The organism is Bacillus sp. CPT56D-587-MTF, assembly GCF_058792335.1.
In genome coordinates this window covers 963980-986709 of the sequence record NZ_JBYTEF010000001.1, presented here as the reverse complement: position 1 = coordinate 986709, position 22730 = coordinate 963980, and the positions used below count along the sequence as shown (strand labels likewise).

General features: G+C 37.4%; 20 protein-coding genes and 2 other annotated features. Of the genes, 6 read left to right on the top strand and 14 right to left on the bottom strand.

All coding sequences use genetic code 11. The annotated features are described in order from the left end of the window. The first annotated feature begins 8 nt into the window (after positions 1 to 8). The 3 genes from AC3WVZ_RS05160 to AC3WVZ_RS05150 are packed head-to-tail and all read left to right on the top strand — an operon-like array spanning position 9 to position 5431. A complete protein-coding gene (locus AC3WVZ_RS05160) occupies positions 9 to 1928 on the top strand; it encodes a putative thiazole-containing bacteriocin maturation protein (protein WP_142408541.1) in 1920 nt (639 codons plus the stop codon). Beyond that, complete coding sequence (locus AC3WVZ_RS05155) at positions 1925 to 3874, top strand: TOMM precursor leader peptide-binding protein (RefSeq protein WP_142408542.1); 1950 nt, start codon at positions 1925 to 1927, stop codon at positions 3872 to 3874. The genes AC3WVZ_RS05160 and AC3WVZ_RS05155 overlap by 4 nt, the downstream gene beginning before the upstream one ends. A gap of 15 nt (positions 3875 to 3889) precedes the next feature. Beyond that, positions 3890 to 5431, top strand: coding sequence for a SagB family peptide dehydrogenase (locus AC3WVZ_RS05150; RefSeq protein WP_065212153.1), 1542 nt, complete (start codon positions 3890 to 3892; stop codon positions 5429 to 5431). A gap of 30 nt (positions 5432 to 5461) precedes the next feature. Here AC3WVZ_RS05150 and AC3WVZ_RS05145 read toward each other — a convergent pair whose 3' ends face one another. Further along, positions 5462 to 5872 (bottom strand): DUF3908 family protein, encoded by a 411-nt coding sequence (locus AC3WVZ_RS05145; protein ID WP_000996782.1) that lies wholly within the window; start codon positions 5870 to 5872, stop codon positions 5462 to 5464. Positions 5873 to 6031: 159 nt separating this feature from the next. Continuing rightward, positions 6032 to 7366: a CoA-disulfide reductase gene (locus AC3WVZ_RS05140; protein ID WP_233936148.1), complete on the bottom strand. Its 1335-nt coding sequence runs from the start codon at positions 7364 to 7366 to the stop codon at positions 6032 to 6034. Between the two features lie 197 nt (positions 7367 to 7563). Between AC3WVZ_RS05140 and AC3WVZ_RS05135 the strand changes: the two genes are divergently transcribed. Next, entirely contained in the window at positions 7564 to 7995 is a 432-nt protein-coding gene (locus tag AC3WVZ_RS05135) for a hypothetical protein (RefSeq protein ID WP_000332407.1), read from the top strand. A 45-nt stretch (positions 7996 to 8040) separates the two neighbouring features. Here AC3WVZ_RS05135 and AC3WVZ_RS05130 read toward each other — a convergent pair whose 3' ends face one another. Together AC3WVZ_RS05130 and AC3WVZ_RS05125 are read right to left on the bottom strand one after the other, a co-directional pair. Further along, positions 8041 to 9276: a TcaA 3rd/4th domain-containing protein gene (locus tag AC3WVZ_RS05130; RefSeq protein WP_063220253.1), complete on the bottom strand. Its 1236-nt coding sequence runs from the start codon at positions 9274 to 9276 to the stop codon at positions 8041 to 8043. Between the two features lie 19 nt (positions 9277 to 9295). Further along, positions 9296 to 10081, bottom strand: coding sequence for a zinc ribbon domain-containing protein (locus tag AC3WVZ_RS05125; protein WP_050279596.1), 786 nt, complete (start codon positions 10079 to 10081; stop codon positions 9296 to 9298). Between the two features lie 195 nt (positions 10082 to 10276). Between AC3WVZ_RS05125 and AC3WVZ_RS05120 the strand changes: the two genes are divergently transcribed. Continuing rightward, on the top strand, positions 10277 to 11110 hold the full coding sequence (locus tag AC3WVZ_RS05120) for a hypothetical protein (protein ID WP_233936147.1): 834 nt from the start codon (positions 10277 to 10279) through the stop codon (positions 11108 to 11110). Between the two features lie 14 nt (positions 11111 to 11124). Here AC3WVZ_RS05120 and AC3WVZ_RS05115 read toward each other — a convergent pair whose 3' ends face one another. The 10 genes from AC3WVZ_RS05115 to trpE all read right to left on the bottom strand — a co-directional run bounded on the left by AC3WVZ_RS05115 (position 11125) and on the right by trpE (position 20314). Then, positions 11125 to 11808, bottom strand: a complete 684-nt coding sequence (locus AC3WVZ_RS05115) for a DUF2278 family protein (protein ID WP_017657926.1) — start codon at positions 11806 to 11808, stop codon at positions 11125 to 11127. 90 nt (positions 11809 to 11898) lie between these two features. Next, positions 11899 to 13398 (bottom strand): L-lactate permease, encoded by a 1500-nt coding sequence (locus AC3WVZ_RS05110; RefSeq protein ID WP_167316550.1) that lies wholly within the window; start codon positions 13396 to 13398, stop codon positions 11899 to 11901. Positions 13399 to 13512: 114 nt separating this feature from the next. Beyond that, on the bottom strand, positions 13513 to 13872 hold the full coding sequence (locus tag AC3WVZ_RS05105; protein WP_000946131.1) for a DUF4029 domain-containing protein: 360 nt from the start codon (positions 13870 to 13872) through the stop codon (positions 13513 to 13515). 73 nt (positions 13873 to 13945) lie between these two features. After that, positions 13946 to 14722 carry a tryptophan synthase subunit alpha gene (gene trpA, locus AC3WVZ_RS05100; RefSeq protein ID WP_000537825.1) on the bottom strand — a complete coding sequence of 259 codons (777 nt, stop codon included), beginning with the start codon at positions 14720 to 14722 and terminating at the stop codon, positions 13946 to 13948. Positions 14723 to 14725: 3 nt separating this feature from the next. Further along, positions 14726 to 15919 (bottom strand): tryptophan synthase subunit beta, encoded by a 1194-nt coding sequence (trpB, locus tag AC3WVZ_RS05095; RefSeq protein WP_001105035.1) that lies wholly within the window; start codon positions 15917 to 15919, stop codon positions 14726 to 14728. Next, positions 15916 to 16530 (bottom strand): phosphoribosylanthranilate isomerase, encoded by a 615-nt coding sequence (locus AC3WVZ_RS05090; protein ID WP_233936146.1) that lies wholly within the window; start codon positions 16528 to 16530, stop codon positions 15916 to 15918. The genes trpB and AC3WVZ_RS05090 overlap by 4 nt, the downstream gene beginning before the upstream one ends. Next, positions 16527 to 17288, bottom strand: a complete 762-nt coding sequence (gene trpC / locus AC3WVZ_RS05085) for an indole-3-glycerol phosphate synthase TrpC (protein WP_000536678.1) — start codon at positions 17286 to 17288, stop codon at positions 16527 to 16529. Before trpC ends, AC3WVZ_RS05090 begins: the two co-directional genes overlap by 4 nt. A 1-nt stretch (position 17289) precedes the next feature. Continuing rightward, positions 17290 to 18315, bottom strand: coding sequence for an anthranilate phosphoribosyltransferase (trpD, locus tag AC3WVZ_RS05080; protein WP_139847274.1), 1026 nt, complete (start codon positions 18313 to 18315; stop codon positions 17290 to 17292). Next, the gene (locus tag AC3WVZ_RS05075) at positions 18312 to 18899 is read right to left on the bottom strand and encodes an aminodeoxychorismate/anthranilate synthase component II (RefSeq protein WP_233936145.1); all 588 of its coding nucleotides are present in this window, start codon (positions 18897 to 18899) and stop codon (positions 18312 to 18314) included. The genes trpD and AC3WVZ_RS05075 overlap by 4 nt, the downstream gene beginning before the upstream one ends. Beyond that, entirely contained in the window at positions 18896 to 20314 is a 1419-nt protein-coding gene (trpE, locus tag AC3WVZ_RS05070) for an anthranilate synthase component I (protein ID WP_053564996.1), read from the bottom strand. Before trpE ends, AC3WVZ_RS05075 begins: the two co-directional genes overlap by 4 nt. 52 nt (positions 20315 to 20366) lie before the next feature. Further along, positions 20367 to 20611: a binding site (T-box leader), on the bottom strand. A 42-nt stretch (positions 20612 to 20653) separates the two neighbouring features. Further along, positions 20654 to 20891: a binding site (T-box leader), on the bottom strand. Between the two features lie 306 nt (positions 20892 to 21197). Between trpE and putP the strand changes: the two genes are divergently transcribed. After that, positions 21198 to 22676 (top strand): sodium/proline symporter PutP, encoded by a 1479-nt coding sequence (gene putP / locus AC3WVZ_RS05065; protein WP_000107208.1) that lies wholly within the window; start codon positions 21198 to 21200, stop codon positions 22674 to 22676. Positions 22677 to 22730 lie beyond the last annotated feature (54 nt).

The window sequence follows — 22730 nt, the reverse complement described above, 5'->3', positions numbered from 1 at the left end:
GGATTAAAATGAATAACCTTCCAATTCATGCAAAACTTAAAGTAAATAAGGATACTTTCTTCCTCCCCGATTCAAACGGGGGTGTCTATTTTCGAAATAACGCCAGTTCATTTCGCATGGACGGTGATGGAATTTATGACTGGATTGAAAAATTAATGCCAATGTTTAACGGAAATTATTCTTTAGCAGAAATAACTGATGGACTCCCTCTCCCCTATCAAAATCGTGTATTTGAAATTGGAGAGATTTTATATGAAAATGGTTTCGTTCGCGATGCAAATCAAGATGCACCTCATGAATTAAACAGTACATTACTCGACAGATATGCTTCGCAAATTGAATTTTTAGAAGCCGATTCTCATTCAGGTGCTTTAAAATTTGAAACGTACCGCGGAGCAAATGTCCTTGTACTTGGTTCTGGGGATATGCTCACTTCCTTAGTTTCTTCTTTATTAGAATCTGGTTTACCTACATTTCATTACCTCGTTACAGATCGAGATAAAACAAACTATGACAGAATACATGAGCTAATAGAACGTGCATATGAAGTTGATAACAGTGTACTCCTTCAAGAAATCGATACTACAATTGACCGTCCCTTACATGAAGTATTCGAACCTTTTGATTGGATTTTATATGTTTCTCAAAATGGAGACATTGACGGTTTAAAAACAGTTCACACTATTTGTAGAGAAACGAAAAAGAATTTTATACCAGCTATTTGTTTATCAACACTCGGTATAGCTGGACCTGTCGTAATGGAAAACCGTGATGAATGCTGGGAATCCGCATGGCATCGGCTACATGAAACGACTTTGCAAAATGAAAATTCATCGGATTCCTTCTCACAAATTACATCTGCCATGTTAGCAAATGTAATCGTTTTTGAATTGTTTAAACATGTCGCGGATGATTCTTATCGTGAAAAAGAATCACAATTCTTTTTATTAAACTATGAAACCCTTGAAGGAACGTGGCATCCTTTTATAAAACACCCTCTTGCAACTGATGAAAGTTTTACAATTGATACGATAGAAAATCTTTCTGAAAAACTTGAGCATCGGTATGGCCAACATACTTCAACTGATATATTCCGCTTTTTCGACTCATTAACTTCTAAAGAAGCCGGTATATTCCATGTATGGGATGAACAAGATTCATATCAATTACCGTTATCACAGTGCTATATTCAAGTAGCCACTCCACTATCAGATGGCCCAGCTCCCCTTCTGCCTCTTATGACTTGCAGTGGATTGACTCATAATGAAGCACGCCGAGAAGCCGGTTTAACAGGAATTGAAACATATGTAGCAGAAATCATTCACCGCCTTATTCCTGAACATAACGATATCGGTATCGGTGCTGGAGAAACGATGACAGAAGGATTTTACCGGGCACTACAACAACATTTAAACAATAAACTGTATGAGCGGCAGTCACATATGCTAGAAGAACTTACAACGATTGATTTAACTGATATTCACGATAAACATTGTAGATTTTATTACGATGCTCTTGCTACAATTCATGAAACACCTAAAATTGCAATGAGTGAAGAGATTCTCAGTTTTCCAGTCATTTGGGTTGGTGTAAATGATAGATGGTACGGTGCATCTAATATTAATATGACGTTAGCCTTACGGAACGCACTACAACTATCACTGCTCCACATTCAAAGTGAAGAGACTCCTTACAGAGCTAATATCTTGCCTGAATCATCTATTATTTTATATGACACGGATTCTTTTAGAGTGGAAATACAAGCGGAAGAAGAAATTCCAAGCACACAATCTTTACAGCTTGCCTTACAGCATTTAGAAGAACATAATTTTTATCCCTTCGTGTTTGATTTAGCAATCGAACCATTTTTGAAAGAAAACTTAGACGGTGTGTATGGGGTATTAATTGCAAAGGAGGACGGTCTATGACTCAAAATATATTGCTTATAGGAGATGGCCTTCTTGCAGACTATGTACATGATCAATTATGCAAACAATATTCCATCATTCGTCAGCATACCCTTCCAGAAGTACTTCCTGAAAATATTCATCTCGCTCTCGTATTACATGACGGATCTCCTTCTACTATTCATCATGACGCTGAGCTAATTTTTCGGTCAAATCATATTCCATGGCTACGTGGTTTTACTTCATTTGGCGAAGGTATTATCGGTCCTTACATTCATCCTCTTACGCCCGGATGTTCCCATTGTTCTGATGGACGCCGTTTTATCGCTGGCTTTGACCAAAAAGAAATGTGGGAACTACAGCGGAAATATGCCTTTAAAGCAGATGATGTAACGAGGCGTGATGTACGTGCCACCCAAAATGGAATGTTACAAATGTGCCATCTTATTTGCGCAGAAACAGAAAAAATATTAACTCATAACCATTCTTCTTTAGAAAATGAACTTATTTTACTAAACTTACAAACATTACAATGTACGCGGCATTCTTTTCTTCCAGATCCTCTCTGTCCTGTATGTAGTAATTTACCTAATGATACTGCGGATGCGGCGGAAATTTCTTTACAACCGAGTTTAAAAGTAAGCACCGAAACGTATCGCTGCCGTTCCATTCATGAATTAAACACATTTTTAACGAGAGACTATTTAGATTATCGGGTCGGTATGTTGAACGGCAAAATGCAGCATTCATTATTACCATTCGCTGACGTCATTATAAACATGCCATTAATGTTCGGAAATGAAGGTGTTGCAGGCCGAACTCATTCATTTGCAGTGAGTGAAGCAACTGCTATTTTAGAAGGTTTAGAACGATATTGCGGGATGTCGCCTCGCGGGAAAAAGACAAATGTGCATGGTAGTTTTCATGATTTAGAAGAACACGCACTAAATCCCCTCTCGCTCGGTGTACATACAAATGAACATTACAATCGTGATAATTTTCCATTTAAACCGTTTGATCCTGATTATGAGCAAAACTGGGTATGGGGATATTCTTTATCACAAAACAGACCGCTTTTAGTTCCTGAATCAATTGCTTATTATAGCCTCGGTCATCGAGACGCTTTCGTGTATGAAACATCAAATGGATGTGCAATTGGCGGTAGTTTAGAAGAAGCGATTTTTCACGGCATTTTAGAAATTGTAGAGCGTGATGCCTTCTTACTCACTTGGTATGCCGAATTACCTCTTCCCCGCCTTGATCTTACTTCAGCAAATGATACAGAATTACAATTAATGATCCAGCGGTTACGTACGATTACCGGATATGAATTACACGCTTTTAACGCGACGATGGAACACGGCATTCCTAGCTTATGGGTAATTGCAAAAAATACGCGTGAAAATGGAATGAACGTTGTTTGTGCAGGAGGCGCTCATTTAGATCCTATTCGAGCCTTAAAAAGCGCCATTCAAGAAATAGCAGGCATGTTACTTATAACAGACGATGAGCTCGAGCACAAAAGAGAATACTACGAAAAATGCTTACAAGATCCTTATTTCGTTAATAAAATGGAAGACCATAGTATGCTGTATGGATTGAAAGAAACAGAAGAACGTCTTCACTTCCTTTTACGGGAAGATGCACCGGTGCAAACGTTCCAAGAAATGAATGTATCACAATCATTTGATATGGATTTAACATCCGATCTCCACCAACTTTTAAATCGTTTGCATCAATCTAATCTTGAAATAATCGTTGTAGATCAAACCGTTCCCCTCATAGAAAAGAATGGATTACATTGTGTAAAAGTTATTATTCCAGGCATGCTACCGATGACGTTTGGTCACCATCTTACTCGAGTTACAGGACTGGACCGGGTATATACCGTACCGATGACACTTGGATATACAGACGAACCTTTAACGAATGAAAGATTAAATCCACATCCACATCCGTTTCCATAGTAAAGGAGGGATTTCATGCAGCTAGATACTTTTTTACATCATCTCCATTTCTCTATCGATGAAATTATGCCGAATCATGAGGTGGACTGGAAAGACGCACCGCTTCCTTATAAATTATATCGAAATGTACCTACCATCCCGCTCTCCTTAGAAATCCCATTATCTTTATCGAACTCTTCTACTACACCTACTTTAGATGAGATTGGTCACTACCTTTGGTATTCATTTGGTGTAACACAATTATGTCAGCTAAATAGCGGGAGAAATGTATTACGTAGATCCATTCCTTCAGGCGGTGCCTTATACCCTAATGAATTGTATATCTATTTAAAGATTGACGATTATCCAGACGGCATTTACCATTATGACGCCGCGCATCACCGGCTTATTTTACTTCGCGAAGGAAATTTCGATTCTTATTTAGCAGACGCACTCGGTAACCGCTGTAATATACATGATTGTTTCGGTGCCGCATTCGTATCCACTATGTTTTGGAAAAACTTCTTTAAATACAATAACTTTTCATATCGCCTTCAAGGATTAGATAGCGGGGTTCTCATTGGACAATTACTTGAATGTGCCAAACAGTTCGGTTATACGAACGGCGTATACTTTCAATTTCTAGACCGTGCACTGAACCATTTACTCGGATTGTCAGAAGGTGAAGAAAGTGTGTATGCCGTTATTCCTTTAAGTACAGAGCCAGAAACTAATTGGTTTCACAATGATTACCATGAAAATAAAACATTTACTTCTCGTGAGTTGTTGCAACAAATTCCGCCGCTCGCACATGAACATTTCGTTCGCTCAAAACATGTAGATGAATATCCGATGATAACAAAAATAAATGAAGCTTCTATGATCGAATCGACAGCACACTTCCAAACACTAGCTCATGAAGAGCACTATCAATATCATGAGCATGCTGTACAACTGCCGAAAGTAGAGCGTTTATCTTATGATTTCTTACAACTTTGCAGAAAACGGTATTCCCCTGATGCTGACTTTACTTTAACGAAATGGGATGCAGCCGAGCTCGCTACTTTACTACAAGAAGCGAGTCTCTCCTTCCCCTATTACAACGATCTTGACGGTAAGTATACAAATGAAAATACAAGCGTCTCCTTATATGGATGTTTTTATAACGTGAAAAATATTAAAAACGGGGCTTACGCTTATAACAGTAAAACACATTCCATACAACCAATTCGATATGGAGACCTTCGCTACTCACTTCAGTCTAGTATGACGATGGATAACGTGAACCTTTTTCAAGTACCACTTTGCTTACATGTAGTCGGAAAGAAAGATTACTATACAAATGCATTAGGCTATAGAGGGTACCGTATTCATCAAATGGAAGCAGGTATACTCGTTCATAAACTCGTTTTTGCAGCGACCGCGATGGGGATGGGCGGGCATCCTTTACTTAGTTTTGATACAAATTCATGTGATCAATTGTACGGAATAGATGCTGGGAATGAAACATCTCTTATTCAAGTTCCAGTTGGGGCATATCGGGCGCGGAATTGGTTAAAAGGGGATTTGCATTGTTAGAAGCACGCCGGTAGACGGCGTGCTTTTTTACTAGATTAACTTAAAAATACTCTTAATTTGTCTAGCAAATAACCAATTTTTCGTACCGTAGTTATCATTTAAACTATCTAAATTGATAGATTGTCCGTTAGCAAACTTTAATTCTAACGTAGTATTTTTGTCATTTGTTTTTAAGTTACTATTTGTAATGGCATCATACTTTAATTTTTCAATCTCAACATATTCGTCTTTTTCTTGTCCAATCACGACATGGTCTTGGAAGAAGAAAAATACTTCTACTTTTTTACCGAAACAAAATACATTTTTCGTATAAATTAATGTCGCGTTATCAAGTCCGACACATACTTCTTTCATTTCTTCCACAACGTGTCCAAAGTCTTCTTCATGTCTTGCATTTGATTCAGCAATCCATTCTTCGATTGTTTTCATGTTAATTGCCATACTGCGCCCCTGGTTCGTTCATTGCTTCGTTTAAAAAATAAATACTATATGAAAATATAAGCGATACGTAATATGTTTTCAAGGGGAAACGGTATATTCAAAATAAAGTGAAACTTTATTTACTCCCTCATTGTAAAAAAAATAGCACTTTAAAAAGTGCTATTCCACTCTCCTTGCCGCTTGCTGAATTGGATCCCAAACGCTGTTATATGGTGGGGCATAACTTAAGTCGACATCTTCTAAATCGTGAATGCTCATTTTATTGAAGAGTGCCATTGCGATTACATCAATCCGTTTATCTACACCTTCTTCTCCAATTACTTGTCCGCCTAATAATTGTTTCGTGTCGGAACGGTATAGTAATTTCAAGTAAAGTGGTTTCGCATTTGGATAATAGCCCGCCATATTAGTCGAATCTACTTTGACTGTTTTATACGGGATGTGTAGCCCTTTCGCTTCTTTTTCATTTAATCCTGTTCTTGCAAGCGTCAAATCCATAAATTTAATAATGCCTGTACCTAACGTACCTTTAAATGCTCTTCGTTTATCAAGCATATTCAGTCCAGCAAGTCGGCCTTGTTTATTGGCAGTCGTTCCGAGCGGGATATGATCATGAATTTCCTTTATAACGTGGTAATGTGTTGCGCAATCACCAGCTGCATATACGTCTTGCACATTCGTTTGCATATATGCATTTACTTCAATTGCCCCTTTATGATTCTTACGTATATTTGTCCCTTCAAGAAAATCAGTATTTGGCTTCACTCCTACCGACACTAAAACAAGATCTGCTTTATACGTACCTTTATCCGTTTCAATTGCTTCTACTCGTTCATTCCCTTTAAACGCTTTTACATTTTCATTCGTTAAAATTTCAATATGATGCTTATCTGCTTCTTTATGTATGTACTCTGCCATATCTGCATCATAAATCGTACCGATATGATCATTTCGCTCAATCATTCTTACTTTCTTACCAAGTTCGACGAATGTTTCTGCCATCTCCAGTCCGATTGCGCCACCGCCAATAATCGTTACATCTTCAACTTTATTCGTTTCTAGCGTTTTTAATATGCGCTCAGCATCAGGAATTGTTTTTAAAAGATGAACGCCTTGTAATTCCCGTCCTTCCCATTCTGGCATAACAGGACGCACTCCAGTCGCAATTAATAATCGATCATATGGAAATTCAAAGACATCCTTCGTCTTCGTATGCTCTGCGTATACCATTTTCTTTTCCGTATCTACTTTCGTTACTTCATGTCGTACTTTCGCATCAATTCCGTATTTATCACGAAACGTCTTTACATTACGCGCGATTAACTTTTCCGTTGAAGCGATAGCACCACTAATGACATACGGTAACCCACACTGTGCGTACGAATAAATTTCACCTTTTTCTAGCGTCACAACATTTGCATTTTCATCGTTTCTAACAATTTGCATAGCTGCACTCATACCAGCTGCATCTCCGCCAATAATGACATAGTTCACTTTACCACTCCTTCTTTTTTACATACTCTTTACGTTTTCCATATTTTATAAAAATAACACCTACCTCCATTGTAAAGAAAGAGAATTTTATCTTCAAATTTGGTGCACAAACTTATGTATGAATAGGTAACTGTCGTGTCTTATAAACAACATGTTTAATATGCTATAACAGTTACTATTGAAAGTAGGTGAAATATATGTGCGCCGGCCTTCTCGCCCAGCTTCCAGATGAACCGCAAGAACCAAAAGAACCGAAACCCGCCGTCTCACTTGACCAAGAATTTTCCATTAATGCAACAATATATAGCGCTCGTGCTTGGTTATCTAACGATGATACGTTTGCGCAAGATATTTGGAAAGCTACCCAATTCGCTTCAGCATCACATGCTGGCAAGTCCATCTTTCCAGTCGGTTCTGTTAAAATTATAAACTTCTCTGATGATACAATTACTGTTACTGCTTCACCAGAATCAGATCATGCGCTCAAAATAGTCGTACCACCCCATTCCGAGGCTGCTCTAACGTCTGGTCCTTTATCACATATACAAGCTAGTACATCAGGAGGATCAAGTAAAGTCACATTTCTCTTTCATATCTTTTTCTCAAGGGATCCTGGTCCAGCTAAATAACGATAGAAAAGGTACAGCAATATACACTGTACCTTTTTCAAGTGCCTATTCTCTTGATTTGATTAGTTCAATATTATAAGTTTCAATATCTGTTAACGTTCCTTTAAAATAAGGATTTTCTCTATACCAAGACTGTTTTGCAAAATACGCTTGCATATCTTTCGTTTGAAAAATATGTCCATGCCTTGCATATATTTCATTTCTAGCAATTTTCAACTGCTCTTTCGATAAATATGTTAAATCTGCACTCGTTAATTTTCGAATATCACTATCAGGAAAGATGAAACCATTATATACATGCCCAGTCGCGGGCGTTGGAGTAACATTATAAACAACTGTTTTTTCTGTACTTTTCTTTTGGAATGGAAGATTATAAGACGAAAGTGTCGTTATCGTCTCTACTTGTGTCGTTTCTCGTCCGCTTTCTCCATTTCGTTCTAAATAAATCGTCGCACTTCCATCAGTCGCTACAGGCCCCCATGTAATTTCTTCTCCTGCCAGCGCTGTAACCGGTTTTTGATTTACGTACAATGTTGCACCAGGCGCGTTCGTTTGAACTGTAATATATTGACCTTGCAACGTTAAATCTATCGTTACGTTATATTGGCTTTGTTTCATAAGTACAACCTTTTCCTCACGAGATAATTTTACATAGTCATTTTTATAATCTGATTGAAACACTTGATTTCCCGGAAGAAATGGCCCATATTGCTTCTCAAACTTTTTGTCATCTGTCTTATCAATTTCTTTTCCATTCATTTTTAACGATACGCCTTTTTCATTTGTAAGCAAAGTTGTATAGTACGTCTTCGCTTTCAATTTATATCGATCAAATATAAAGAAATACTTTCCGTCTTTCGTTAATGAAAAATCAACTCTTTCTATTCCGTCCCGTTGTTTTTCACCTTGTCTCAAATATCCTTTTAATTCATTTACGTAAGATGGATTTTCTTTTATATATGAAAATAGAGGCGTTAAACTCTCTCTCGTTATCATAACCGATGGATCATCTGCCGTAACGATCTCAGCTAATTTCTCTCCATCCCTCTCTTGTAAAATCGTAATCATCCGGTCTACTTGTGCCACCTGCGTATAATACGATGCTCCGTACAAATACAAGCCAATAATCACTATAACAAATAGTGCTAACAGTGTAATGCCAACTTTTGTACCGCCGCTCATGTTCTTCTTTACTACAGGACGTCCCCTCTTCGACCCGCAGTTTTGACAAAATTGCACACCATCTTCAAACTGAGCTCCGCACTTTGGACATACATTCATTCAGTCAACCACCTTTTCATTAGAAGCCAGTTATTCCCTTTGTTAAGGCTTGAATTATCGTACTAATGTAAGACCAAAGTACAATGAACGTTGCAATTCCCATTAAAACATTTGCAATAATAAGTGTGTAAACGAGATCTAATCCGCCATTGTCTAGCTTTAATACGGCTACAGTTATACTAATCCCTATATAAGTTGCAGCTACGGATAATAATATAGGTAAGAAAAAGATTAATAAGAAACTAAAAAGAAAAGAAAGGACTAATATGACAATAGTCGGCGTCGCTATCGTTCCCCATATACCAAATACTTCAAGAAACGAAAAAGACGATTTCATCATCTTACCACTTACAAAAATAATAAATCCGACAAATAAAGTTAAAATTAATAAAAAGAAAAAGACCGTTATAGATTCTCCAAAAAACGTGGGAGTAGATATATCTGGTGCAAATGTTCTCGTAACTGCTGATGCTGCACTCATCATTCTATAAAAAATACATGCTCCTAAAAAACAAATAAGAACAAGACTTACAATTCCATTTCGCACTTCAATAGCGCCGCTTTTCATAATCGCTGTGGGTGCTTGTAATGCATGTTTAAAAAATTGAAAATAGCCGCTCGCGAACCGCTTCGCTTGCTCTACCGTTTCATTTGGCCGAGCTTCCTTTGCTTGTGCCGCACGTACTTGTTCCGGCCCTTCTTCTTGGCCACTACTTGCCACTACTTCTTCCGTTAACGAATGTCCACAATTCCCGCAAAATTTTGCCTCCGCTGCATTTTCTGTATGACATGACGGACATTTCATTCTCTTATCCCTCCTTAAGGATATACCGTATAGGGTGTTACAAATTCAATATATGAATTTGTACATAAAACATGACTACAAGAAAAAGATTCTGAAATCCTTCTTCCGAAAGAAAATATATGTGCTAGTAATCTTGAAAAAAATGCTATTATGAAACAGAATAAATAATATTTTTAACAGATTGGATGACTGGCAATGGAATTGGTAACCTCAATTTTTCAAATACTCCTTACAAGCGTAATCCAATTATTATCTTTAATTGGCGTTATCATTGTAATTGGATTTTTATTAGGATATTTAGAATCTCTCACACGCATGTATTGGTCGAGAGCTTTCGGAAGAAAAGGATTCCTTTTAACGGCTTGGATTGGTGTTCCGATTCACGAACTTGGACATGCCATTATGTGTGTGCTATTTCGTCATAAAATTGTAGGAACGCAGTTTTTCCCAACAGATACAAGTCAAGGTGCTTTAGGATACGTACAACATCAATACAATCAAAAAAGTGTATATCAACGAATTGGGAACTTCTTCATTGGAATTGGTCCTATTATTTCTGGTATTACTGCGTTAATCCTTTTAATGCGCTATTTCGTACCGAATTCATATTTCTTATTTAATACAACTCTCGAAAAAACAATCGCTTCTACTTCTATTAATATAGAAATGGTTCAAAACATGCTCTTGTCGACGTTTGTATTATTGAAAAGCTTATTTACAATCGGTAATTTATTGAATCCTTCCTTTTGGTTATTTTTATTTATCGCCATTTGCATTTCCGCACATATCGCTTTAAGTAAACCAGACATTAAAGGATCAATAGACGGGGTTATCGTCATGTTTATCGTTTTATTTTTATTCAACATAATAGCAGGACTGTTTCAATACGACAGTAATCAGCTAATTGGACAGGTTATGAAATATAATATGTATCTCATTGCGTTTTCTAGTGTGGCACTGCTGTTCTCTTGTCTTTCTACACTCGTTAGTTTTTCGTTTTATAAAATAAGAAGAGGGCGTTCTTTTTGAACGCCCTCTTCTTGTTAATTATTCCCCTTATAATCACAATGCTCAACAGGCACACGAGCATGCCCTTCTTCATCGGTACACCATGACTGTGATTGGAATGCCAGAAAGATACCAATCCATTCTTCTTCCTTCTCGAAGTGAATGAGTATTCCTCCGTCTTGCCATATGCCATTATCAGCTTTCCATTTCTCTACATTTCCTTGATTCATGTGAATATCATGTATACCGTTTCCTGGTTTGAAATGAAAATAGGAATCTGGTGTATTTTCTTCTGGTCCCCATCTTTCGCCAAATGCGTAAATAATTGCTTTTTCTTCTATCGCTCGTTTTATATAACGTTCTATTTTTTCATTTAAATCATTATCTGCTCCTGCTTTTTCGGGAGGCAAAGGAATCATTTGATTTGAGTCAAATAGATTTCCTCTTACATAATCTAAAGCTACTTTCGGTTCATTGTTTTTTATTTCTGTAAAACCGAATGGTAATGTCGGTAAAATATGAATCGCCTCTGACTTAATATTGTTACTCGCAAAATATAAAACTTCTGACGGATAACTTTGCGATTTTACGTTAATTGCAATACGATAATCTACTTCTGCTTCGCCTTGTAAATGAACTTGATAATGAGGTGTTTTCCCTTTTCCGATCTTAGATTGTATAACGGTACCTTTTAACACACCATAATTTTTTAAGGGCATACATTTCATCTCCTATTCATTTAGTAGAAGCTATTCATATTTAAATCATTATCCATTCATAAAAAAAATCCTCCTATGTTAAGAGGATTTTTAATTTCTCAACATATACCAAACAATAACCTCTACCACTACAAGTAAAACCGCACCAAAGATCATTAACGTCGTCTTCTTTAATAGTTCATTTTCACGGTAAGGGATATTACATAAGTAAGCACCTAATGTAATCCGTGATGGACAAGCGATTGTCGCTACTGATGATGCAGTGTTTTGAAGGGTTGTGACATATTGCCACGGGAGTGCTACGTTTTGTGCGGTTTGCATTTGGAGTTTTATAAACATTGCATTTGATCCTGCGTTACTACCTGTTAAAAATCCACCAATAGCGCCAATAAACGGAGCAACGAAAACGAAAAAGGTTCCAAATGTATCACCAGCTGTCTTTGCGAGTAATGCATGCATGCCTGATGCACCCATGAGTTCTGAAATGGCGATAAACATTGTCGTCGTAATCGCAAAAGGAATCCATTGTTTGATCGTTTGTGAGAGTGATTGTTTAATAATATGAGACGGGATGCGGAAGAAAATAATAGTAAATAAGCAAGTCATACCGAGCCAAAATCCTGGTGAATACAGCATTTCTAATTTGTAAGAGTATGATTTCAAATCAAGGACTGCATATGATCTGAACAAGTCATGTAATGCAGGAACGAGGCGAGAAAGTAAAATACAAACTGTTAGAAATATATAAGGGCTAATAATTTTTATAATGGATACTTCTCTCTCCGTTGCAGCCGCATGTTCTGTTATAAGATTTTGCCCACTTTTTCCTTTTAATTTAATGATAAGAAAGCCAAATGTAATCGTAACGATAGAACTTAATATCCCTGCTAGTTCAACACTTACGTACGCATTAGAAAGGTAGATTCCGAGAGAAAATAATAGAAAGAATCCTACTCCTTCTTTCCACTTTTCTATAACCGCTCGCCAGCCGCCAACAACGTGTAAAGAAAGAATAACGAAGTAAGCAAACATCGGAATACTTAATAGCGCTGTATTTGTGCCAAGTGTTGTAAGAGGCATATTTATTAGCTGCGAACCGATAATCGTACCAGTTGCCATTGCGCCCCATGAACTAGCTAGTAAGCCGATGAATGAGAGTAGTACAGCTTGAAATGGTTTATATCCTAGTGAAAGAAAAATAGGTGCTGCAACCATGAAGCCGATACCGAATCCACTTACTGATTCAATAAGCGGGCAAATGCCAAAACACATAAGCAGCATTTGTAATAAGCGATCTTGCGTCACTGCTTCTAGAAAACGTGCCACTTGATCGATGTACCCCATTTTGTTCATGAGGTGAAATAAAAAAATACCGAAAAATAAAACGTACCCGACAATAAAACAAATTAACCATCCTTTAATCGTTGCGTGTACAGTTTCACTTATCCCTAATTGAAACGTTGGCGAGAGTAAAACGATTCCAACAGACACAGCATAAGAAATTAACGAAGACCTTAATGACGTTTGTTTAAATAAAAATAAACAAATGAAAATCATCATAATTGGGATAAGTGCCAACAATATGGCCATGTTATCATCTCATTTCGTTTAAAATACAATTTTTAACTATTATATAACAGATGCTATAATTTTCAATTGTTTTTAAAACAGATTCAAAAAAGGAACCAAACGGCTCCTTTTCATTCACTCCCATTTTCTATTATCCTGAAAAACTGTCTGCTTTCCGACTATTTCTTTCAACACAACAAACACAATGTAAGTACATATTGCTTGCAATATAATATTCCAAAATTTCATTAATGTAAATGAATGAATCCGTAGAAATAGTTCGTTTAATAATACAATCGAAACGATACTAAATAATTCTATACTAATCGAAAATAGACATATTTCTAAAATAGACTGTTCTTGAATGCGATTTAAGTTGGAAAAGATGAATACATACCCTAAAAATAGAGCCATTAACTCTATTTTCGTCATGCTAATGAGCCAAGCGTATAATGGTACAGTTAAAAATAGATATAGTAATTTACGTCTTAGCATGCCTTCTCCCCCTCTGAATTATATGTATTTTCTGTATATTTTAACACTTATTACGCAAAACAAAAAGAAGAGACTATGCCTCTTCTTTTTGTTTTGTTGCATATATTAATTCACATATTTCTTCTCGCTTTTCATTTTCTAAAAGCTCAATGACCTTACTTCCAACGACAACTCCGTCGCATATTGTAACCATTTCTTCTACATGTTCTTTTGTTGAGATGCCGAATCCAGCGACTACTGGTAAGTTGACGTGTGATTTTACTTTTTCTAAGTAACTATGAATCTCCTCTTTAAAGTTTTGACGTACTCCCGTTACGCCCGCTACTGTAACAGCATAAACGAACCCTTCTGATTCACTCGTAATTTTTTCAATTCTTTCAATAGGACTCGTTACGGTAACCAGTGGGATGAGCGCAATGTTTACCTCTCGAAGTAACGGCGCAATAATATTTTGTTCTTCATACGGTAAGTCTGGAACGATGATGCCGTCTACACCTGCTTCTATACAGTTCTCAATGAATCTCTCTTTTCCGAATGCAAGTACCGGATTTAAATATGTCATAAGAACAAAAGGCATTTGTACTTCTTTCCTTACCTCTGCTAACGCTTGAAAAATGCCTTTTAATGTTACGCCGCTATCTAGCGCTCGTTTCCCTGCTCTTTGAATCGTTGGGCCATCTGCGACTGGATCTGAAAACGGAATACCAATTTCAACGATGCTTGCTCCAGCCTCATCTAGAAAACGAATTCTTTCTTTTAATTTTTCAAGGCCACCATCTCCGCCCATTACGTACGGAATAAATGCTTTCTTGCCATTTTCAAACGCTGCTTTAATTTTTTCTACTCCCATTTTTTACACCTCTTCCATATAACGTTTTATACTCTCTACATCTTTATCACCACGGCCAGATAAACAAATAACAAGTCCTTCATCTTCCTTCATTTTCGGAGCTAATTTTAATGCGTATGCGACAGCATGCGAGCTTTCTAACGCCGGGATAATACCTTCTTTTTTCGTTAATAATTGAAATGCTTCTAATGCTTCTTCGTCTGTTATCGAATGATAAGAAACGCGGCCAATATCTTTTAGCAAGCTATGTTCTGGACCAACACCTGGATAATCAAGTCCTGCTGAAATAGAGTGTGCTTCTTGAATTTGTCCTTCTTCGTTTTGCAGAAGATACATCATTGATCCGTGGAGAACGCCAACGCTTCCTTTCGTTAAAGTTGCTGCATGCTTTTCTGTATGAACGCCTTTTCCAGCTGCTTCTACGCCGTAAAGAGCAACTTCTTCATCGTGTACGAACGGATAAAACATCCCCATCGCATTACTACCACCGCCAATACAAGCAACGACTGCTTCTGGTAACTTTCCTTCTAACGCCTCATATTGTTTTTTCGTTTCATTTCCAATTACACTTTGGAAATCACGGACAATTTGCGGGAATGGATGTGGTCCGAGAACAGATCCCATAATGTAGTGCGTATCATGCACATGTGAAACCCAGTAACGAAGCGCCTCGTTTACCGCATCTTTTAATGTACCGCTACCTGCCGCTACACTTTCTACTTTCGCTCCGAGTAATTCCATTCGGAACACATTTAATTTTTGACGTCTTACATCTTCTTCTCCCATAAAAATGACGCATTCTAATCCGAGAAGAGCACATACAGTAGCTGTTGCAACTCCGTGTTGTCCAGCTCCTGTTTCAGCGACAACTTTTTTCTTGCCCATTCGCACTGCAAGTAGTGCCTGACCGATTGTATTGTTAATTTTATGAGCTCCTGTATGATTCAAATCTTCACGTTTTAAATAAATCTTTGCACCACCGCAATACTTCGTCATATTTTCAGCATAATATAGCGGTGTTTCTCTTCCGACGTACGTTTTTAAATAATGATTTAATTCCTTTTGAAATGCTTCATCTTGCATCGCTTCTTTATATGCTTCTTCTAGTTCTAGTACAGATTGCATTAACGTTTCTGGAACGTATCGTCCTCCGTATATACCGTAATGTCCTTTTTCATCTGGATATGCGTAGTTCATTTGGAACACTCCTTCGCTTTTATAATAAATTGTTTTATTTTCTCTACATCTTTCTTTCCTTCTGTCTCTACTCCGCTGCTCACATCGACCATATATGGCCGAACAGTTCGAATTGCTTCTTCTATATTAAGAGCGTTTAATCCACCAGCTAATATCATTTTCTTTCGCAATTCTTTTGGCATATCTCTAAGTAGTTCCCATGAAAATGTCTTTCCATTTCCTCCATGAAACTTTTCTTTCGGGCTATCAAATAATATATAATCCGCTTCATACCCTTGGGCGTTTTTCATATCACTCTCTGAAGTTACTCCTAGTGACTTTATAGACGAAATATTCAATCTTCTAATTTGATAATTGTCTTCATCCCCATGTAGTTGTACATGTGTTAACCCGCACTCATCTGCAATTTTCTGGATCACTTCTACTGATTCATTTACGAAAACACCGATTTTTAACACGTTGGCTGGAAGCTCCTGAATGATTTCTTCCGCTCTCTTTGGAGTGATTTCCCGCTTACTTTCTGCAAAAACAAATCCGAGTGCATCTGCGCCATATTCGCACGCACTTTTCGCTGTTTCCACATCAGTGATGCCGCAAATTTTCACTTTCATATATTCACCTTACAATCTTCAAAAAAACTACTAATAGAAGATGATGTCATAAGCGCCTCTCCAACTAATACACCTTTTGCTCCAGCTCTTTTAACACGAATAATATCCTCTTTTGAATGAATGCCACTTTCACTAATCCAAAGTAGTTTCTCCTCATTCAATCTTTTTCCAAGCTTTTCAGTTTGGCTTAAATCTACTTCGAACGTTTTTAAATTACGATTATTAATGCCAATAACGTGCGGATTTAATACAATCGCAGTTTCTAATTCCTGTTCATCATGAACTTCAACAATCGCTTCCAATCCTTTTTCTAACACGTAGCTATACAACTCTTTTAACTTCTCTTTCGTTAACGCTGCTACAATTAGTAAAATAATATCTGCTCCCGCTTCATATGCTCTATCAATTTGAATCTTATCGATTATGAAATCTTTACATAAAAGCGGAATGTTACTTTCTTCTCTTGCTGTTTGTAAATCGTGAAACGACCCTTTAAAAAATTGACCATCTGTTAAAACAGATACTGCTCCTGCACCACATTTCTCATATGTTCCCACTTGTTTTCGTACGTCAACGTGTAAATTGATATCTCCTTTTGATGGTGATGCTCGCTTTACTTCTGCAATGACAGTAAACTGCTGTAACGCTTCTACAAGTGAATGTGTCTTTCTTTTTGTTTTTACTGGTGTATATATTTCATACAACTCCGCAACTTCCCTTTGCTTCTGTTCTACAATTTCATCTAAAATCGTCCCCACCTTAGTTCACCCTTTCTAATTTTTCATTGCTTGCTGCAATTAATAAGTTTAATTTGGTTAATGCTTTTCCAGAGTCAATGCTATGTGCCGCGAGTTTAATTCCTTCTTCAATCGTTTCCGTTTTTCCATTTGCGAAAAGAGCTAGACCTGCATTTAATAAAACTGTATCACGATAAACACTCTTTTCTCCGCTCAATACTTCAAGCGTAATCTTTGCATTTTCTTTTGAATTCCCCCCTCTAATTTCTTCATTTTTCACTCTTGAAAAACCATACTTTTCTGGATCAATACTCATTTCTACTATTTCATTATCTTTTAAAAGGACTACGTGATTTTCCCCTTGTAATGACGCTTCATCTAAAAAACCACTTCCATTTACGACAAGCGCTTGTTTCCGGCCTAACTTTTGTAATACTTCTGCAACTGGTAATAACATATCTCGTTTATAAATACCGACAAATTGTGTTTCTAAATTCACTGGATTTGTTAAAGGACCAATTAAATTAAAGATCGTCGGCACGTTTAACTCTTTTCTTATTTTCATAATGCGCCTTAGTGCTGGATGCATCACTGGTGCAAATAAAAATGCAATGCCCACATGCTCTAGTAAATAATCAATTTCGTTTGGCGTACTACTAATATTTACACCTAGTTCTTCTAATAAGTCTGCACTTCCTGTTTTACTAGAAACAGCACGATTACCATGTTTTGCAACCTTTACACCTGCTCCTGCCAGTACGAATGCTGATGTTGTGCTAATATTAAACGTTTGAGCACCGTCACCACCCGTCCCGCAATTGTCCATTGCTCCTTGTATATGGTTCGAAAATGGTAGTGCCTTTTCGTGAAGAGCTCGAACAAGGCCGTATATTTCTTCTGCAGTTTCACCTTTCGCTTTCAGTAAGACTAAAAAAGCTGCAATTTCACTTTCCAATATGTTTTCATTTAATAAAAGAAGCCCTGCTCTATACATTTCCTCTTCTGTTAAATGTTTCCCCTCCACTAATTTACGAAGATAGCTATTCATACTCTTTCCTCCTCCTTCACTTCTGTTAAAAAGGCACGTATTAACTTTCCGCCTTCTTCTGTCGCGATTGATTCCGGATGAAACTGTAATCCGAAGAGCGGATAATAATTGTGACGGACTGCCATTATTTCTCCATCGTCCATCGCTGTCGCTAGTATGTCAAAACACTTTGGCAAGCTCGTGTGCTCTGCAACAAGGGAATGATAGCGCATCGCCGTTAGCGGCTGTGTAGCGTATGAAAAGATTGACGTTCCGTTATGTTTCACACGTGATGTTTTCCCATGTTTAATACGTTCTGCTCTAACAATGTCTCCTCCAAATGCTGATATAATCGCCTGATGACCAAGGCAAATCCCTAATATGGGAACGTTCTTATAAAAATGGCGGATGACATCGATACAAATGCCAGCATCCTCTGGTTTTCCTGGTCCTGGTGAAAGTACAATTCCTCTTGGATTCATCTCTTCTAACTGTTCTATCGTTATTTCATCATTTCTTACAACTACAATTTCTTCTTCATGTTCGCCTAACAGTTGGTACAAGTTATATGTGAACGAATCGTAATTATCGATAAGTACAATCATTTCATTACCTCCAAAAGCGCTCTCGCTTTATTTAACGTTTCTTCATATTCAGCTACTGGGTCTGAATCATAAACAATTCCCGCTCCTGCCTGAACGTATGCTTTTTCACCCTTTACGACCATCGTTCGAATAGCGAGCGCCATATCAAGATTCCCTGAAAAACTAACGTATCCAACTGCACCCGCGTATACATTTCTTTTTTCATTCTCTAGCTCATTTATAATTTCCATCGCTCTAATTTTCGGAGCTCCCGACACTGTTCCTGCTGGTAGACAATACGCTAATGCATCAAATCCACTCATTTGTTTTCGCAATGTTCCGTAAACTTCAGATACAATGTGCATAACGTGAGAGTATTTTTCTACTTTCATATATTTATCTATCGTAACCGAGCCGATTTCGCTCACTCTACCAATATCGTTTCGCCCAAGATCTACAAGCATCATATGCTCTGCTCGCTCTTTCTCATTGTCTAACAGTTCTTTTGCGATTTCCTCATCTTCCCTCTTCGTTTTCCCTCTCGGTCTTGTACCAGCAATTGGATTCGTCATCACTTTATCCTCCCTTACTGATAGCAAACTTTCTGGCGAAGAACCGAGTACAACATAATCTTGAAAATCGATATAGAACATATATGGTGATGGATTTGCAATTCGAAGTTTTCGATATAACGCGAATGGATCACCAATACATTCACTTTGTAAACGCTGTGACAGTACGACTTGGAATATGTCTCCGGCTCTTATATGTTCTTTCGCCATTTCTACCATCCCACAAAACTCTTTTTCCGTTATAGAAGAAGTGAATGATAATGTGGATTGTATTGCATTTACTTCAGTTTCTTCTCCTTGTAGCACTTCCTCTTTGTATAATCGTAGCCTTTCGTATACTTCCTCATAATCTGCCGAATCATCTTCCCTGCATACATATACAAACGACAACCTTTGGCGTAAATGATCGTAAACGATAAACTCACGATAGAGTAAGAGGTGTACTTCCGGAATATTTAATGGGTCGTGTAAATCCGCTCCAATGTTTTCATACTGCCGAATGACATCATATCCAATATAACCAACTGCTCCTCCGCAAAATGGAAATGGGCTGTCTACTTGTGATGATGCGATTATTTCTTCTAACACTTGTAGTACGTTACCTTGTAACTTTTCTGCCCGGCCGAAAATCGTTCGTTCTACTTCCGTACCAACGCTTTTTACTTCTCCATAAGGATTACATCCTAAGTAAGAATAACGCCCTTTATCTTGATGAAGCTGTGAACTTTCTAATAAAAATTTCTTCTTTCCTTTCATACGTCTATATAAAGAAATTGGCGTAATGCTATCTCCTTCTTCTTCAGTAATTACTAAAAATGTCTTTCTCTCTCTTTTTTGTTTTATAAATTCTTCTTTCGTCATCATGTCCTTCACCTCGCTCTGAAAAATAAAAAAGTCCCCTACATATCGAAAATATGTAGAGGACGATAAATATACCGCGGTACCACCTCGTGTTGGATGCAAAAGCATCCCGCTTTGTTCAGGTACAAAATTTATACCTTATCCTTGTAACGGCGGAACCCGGGTTGCCTACTGAAAACAATTGTTCAGCATACCTCTCGTAAGCCCATTCCGTATATGGCACCGTACCGGGCTCCCACCTATTCCCGGCTCTCTGTAACGTCTCCAATATACGTACTCTTCTTACTTAAACGATTTCATTTATTTAATTTTTTATACACAAAAAGGGAGTACTCATCCTATAGAAAGGACGGGTACTCCCGTGGTGCCACCTTAATTCGTTACAAATGTAACGCACTTTACCGTATCAAAAACAATACGTGTCTCTTGTATCGATGAGATCATGTCGCCAAAGCCTACTTCTTTCGTTTCGGTTTGGAAGCTCCGAAGCCCATTCCACATCAATTCCATACTGATTCGCACCAACCATCAGCTCTCTGACATGTTCATCATGTGTACTCTTCTTCATCAACGCTTGCATTTTTTTAAGTTGCACTCATTATAGACCTGACTTTTTTCACAAGTCAATACTTTTTTAAAAATTTTATTTTTCTTTCCTTTCAATATTATATTGACAAAACAACCTCTTTTTATGTAAATATAATAAATACTCTATTAAAAATAAGGTTTTTTGTATGAATATTATATATTAAAAAAGTAAAATGACATCAAAAAACGCTTACATTTCTGAAAATTCATATTTCTATATGGATTTTTCAGAATAATCATGATAGATTATAAATATGCATAACGCATCAAAAGACATGACAAAAGGAAGGGGAACTACATGAGTACGCAGATGTTAACTTTAACTTCGATCTCTATCTACATGCTCGGGATGTTAGTAATTGGCTATTTCGCCTACAAACGAACGTCCAACTTAACAGATTATATGCTTGGCGGGCGTACACTAGGCCCCGCAGTAACAGCATTAAGTGCTGGAGCATCCGATATGAGTGGTTGGCTTTTAATGGGATTACCCGGTGCAATGTTTAGCGTTGGATTAAGTAGTAGTTGGATTGCGATCGGCCTAACACTAGGCGCATACGCAAACTGGCTTTATGTCGCTCCTCGCTTACGTACCTACTCAGAAATTGCAAATAACTCTATTACTATCCCAGAATTTTTGGAACACCGTTTCCACGACAAATCTCATATGCTACGTTTAGTATCTGGACTTGTTATTATGATTTTCTTTACTTTCTATGTAGCTTCAGGATTAGTTTCAGGCGCTGTATTATTTGAAAATTCATTTGGCATGAACTATCATGTTGGATTATTCATTGTAGCAGGCGTTGTTGTAGCTTACACATTATTTGGTGGTTTCTTAGCAGTAAGTTGGACAGACTTCGTGCAAGGAATCATTATGGTAGTTGCTCTTATTCTTGTTCCTATCGTAACAATTATGAATTCGAACGGACTTGGACCTGCATTTGATACAATTCGATCTGTAGATCCAACACGTCTAGATATTTTTAAAGGTGCCTCTACTTTAGGAATGATTTCTCTATTCGCATGGGGCCTTGGTTATGTCGGACAACCTCATATTATCGTACGCTTTATGGCAATCGCTTCTGTAAAAGAACTTAAAAGCGCACGAAGAATTGGTATGAGCTGGATGATTTTCTCTGTTGTCGGAGCTATGTTTACTGGTCTTATTGGTATTGCTTACTATTCACAACAAGAGTTAACATTATCTAACCCAGAAACAATTTTCCTTGAACTTGGGAAAATTTTATTCCACCCACTTATTACTGGATTTTTATTAGCCGCAATTTTAGCAGCGATTATGAGTACAATCTCATCTCAGTTACTCGTTACTTCTAGTGCCGTAACGGAAGACTTATATCGTACATTCTTCAAACGTTCTGCATCTGATAAAGAACTTGTATTTGTCGGTCGTATGGCTGTACTTGTTATTGCATTAGTTGGGTGCGCTTTAGCGTTTAAACAAAATGATACGATTTTAGCTCTTGTTGGATACGCTTGGGCTGGTTTTGGTTCTTCATTCGGACCTGCTATTTTATTAAGCTTATATTGGAAACGTATGACGAAATGGGGCGCGCTTGCTGGTATGATTTCTGGTGCCGCTACTGTTATTATCTGGACTCAATTCAAATTCTTAAAAGATTTCTTATATGAAATGATTCCAGGTTTCGCTATTAGTTTACTAGCCATCGTAATTGTTAGTTTACTAACACAACCTTCAAAAGAAGTTGAAGAGCAATTTGAGGATTTCGAAAAACAACATCGTCATAATTTATAAAAAAATCTCTGCTGTTATCGTAACAGCAGAGATTTTTTACAGTTCGACAATCTT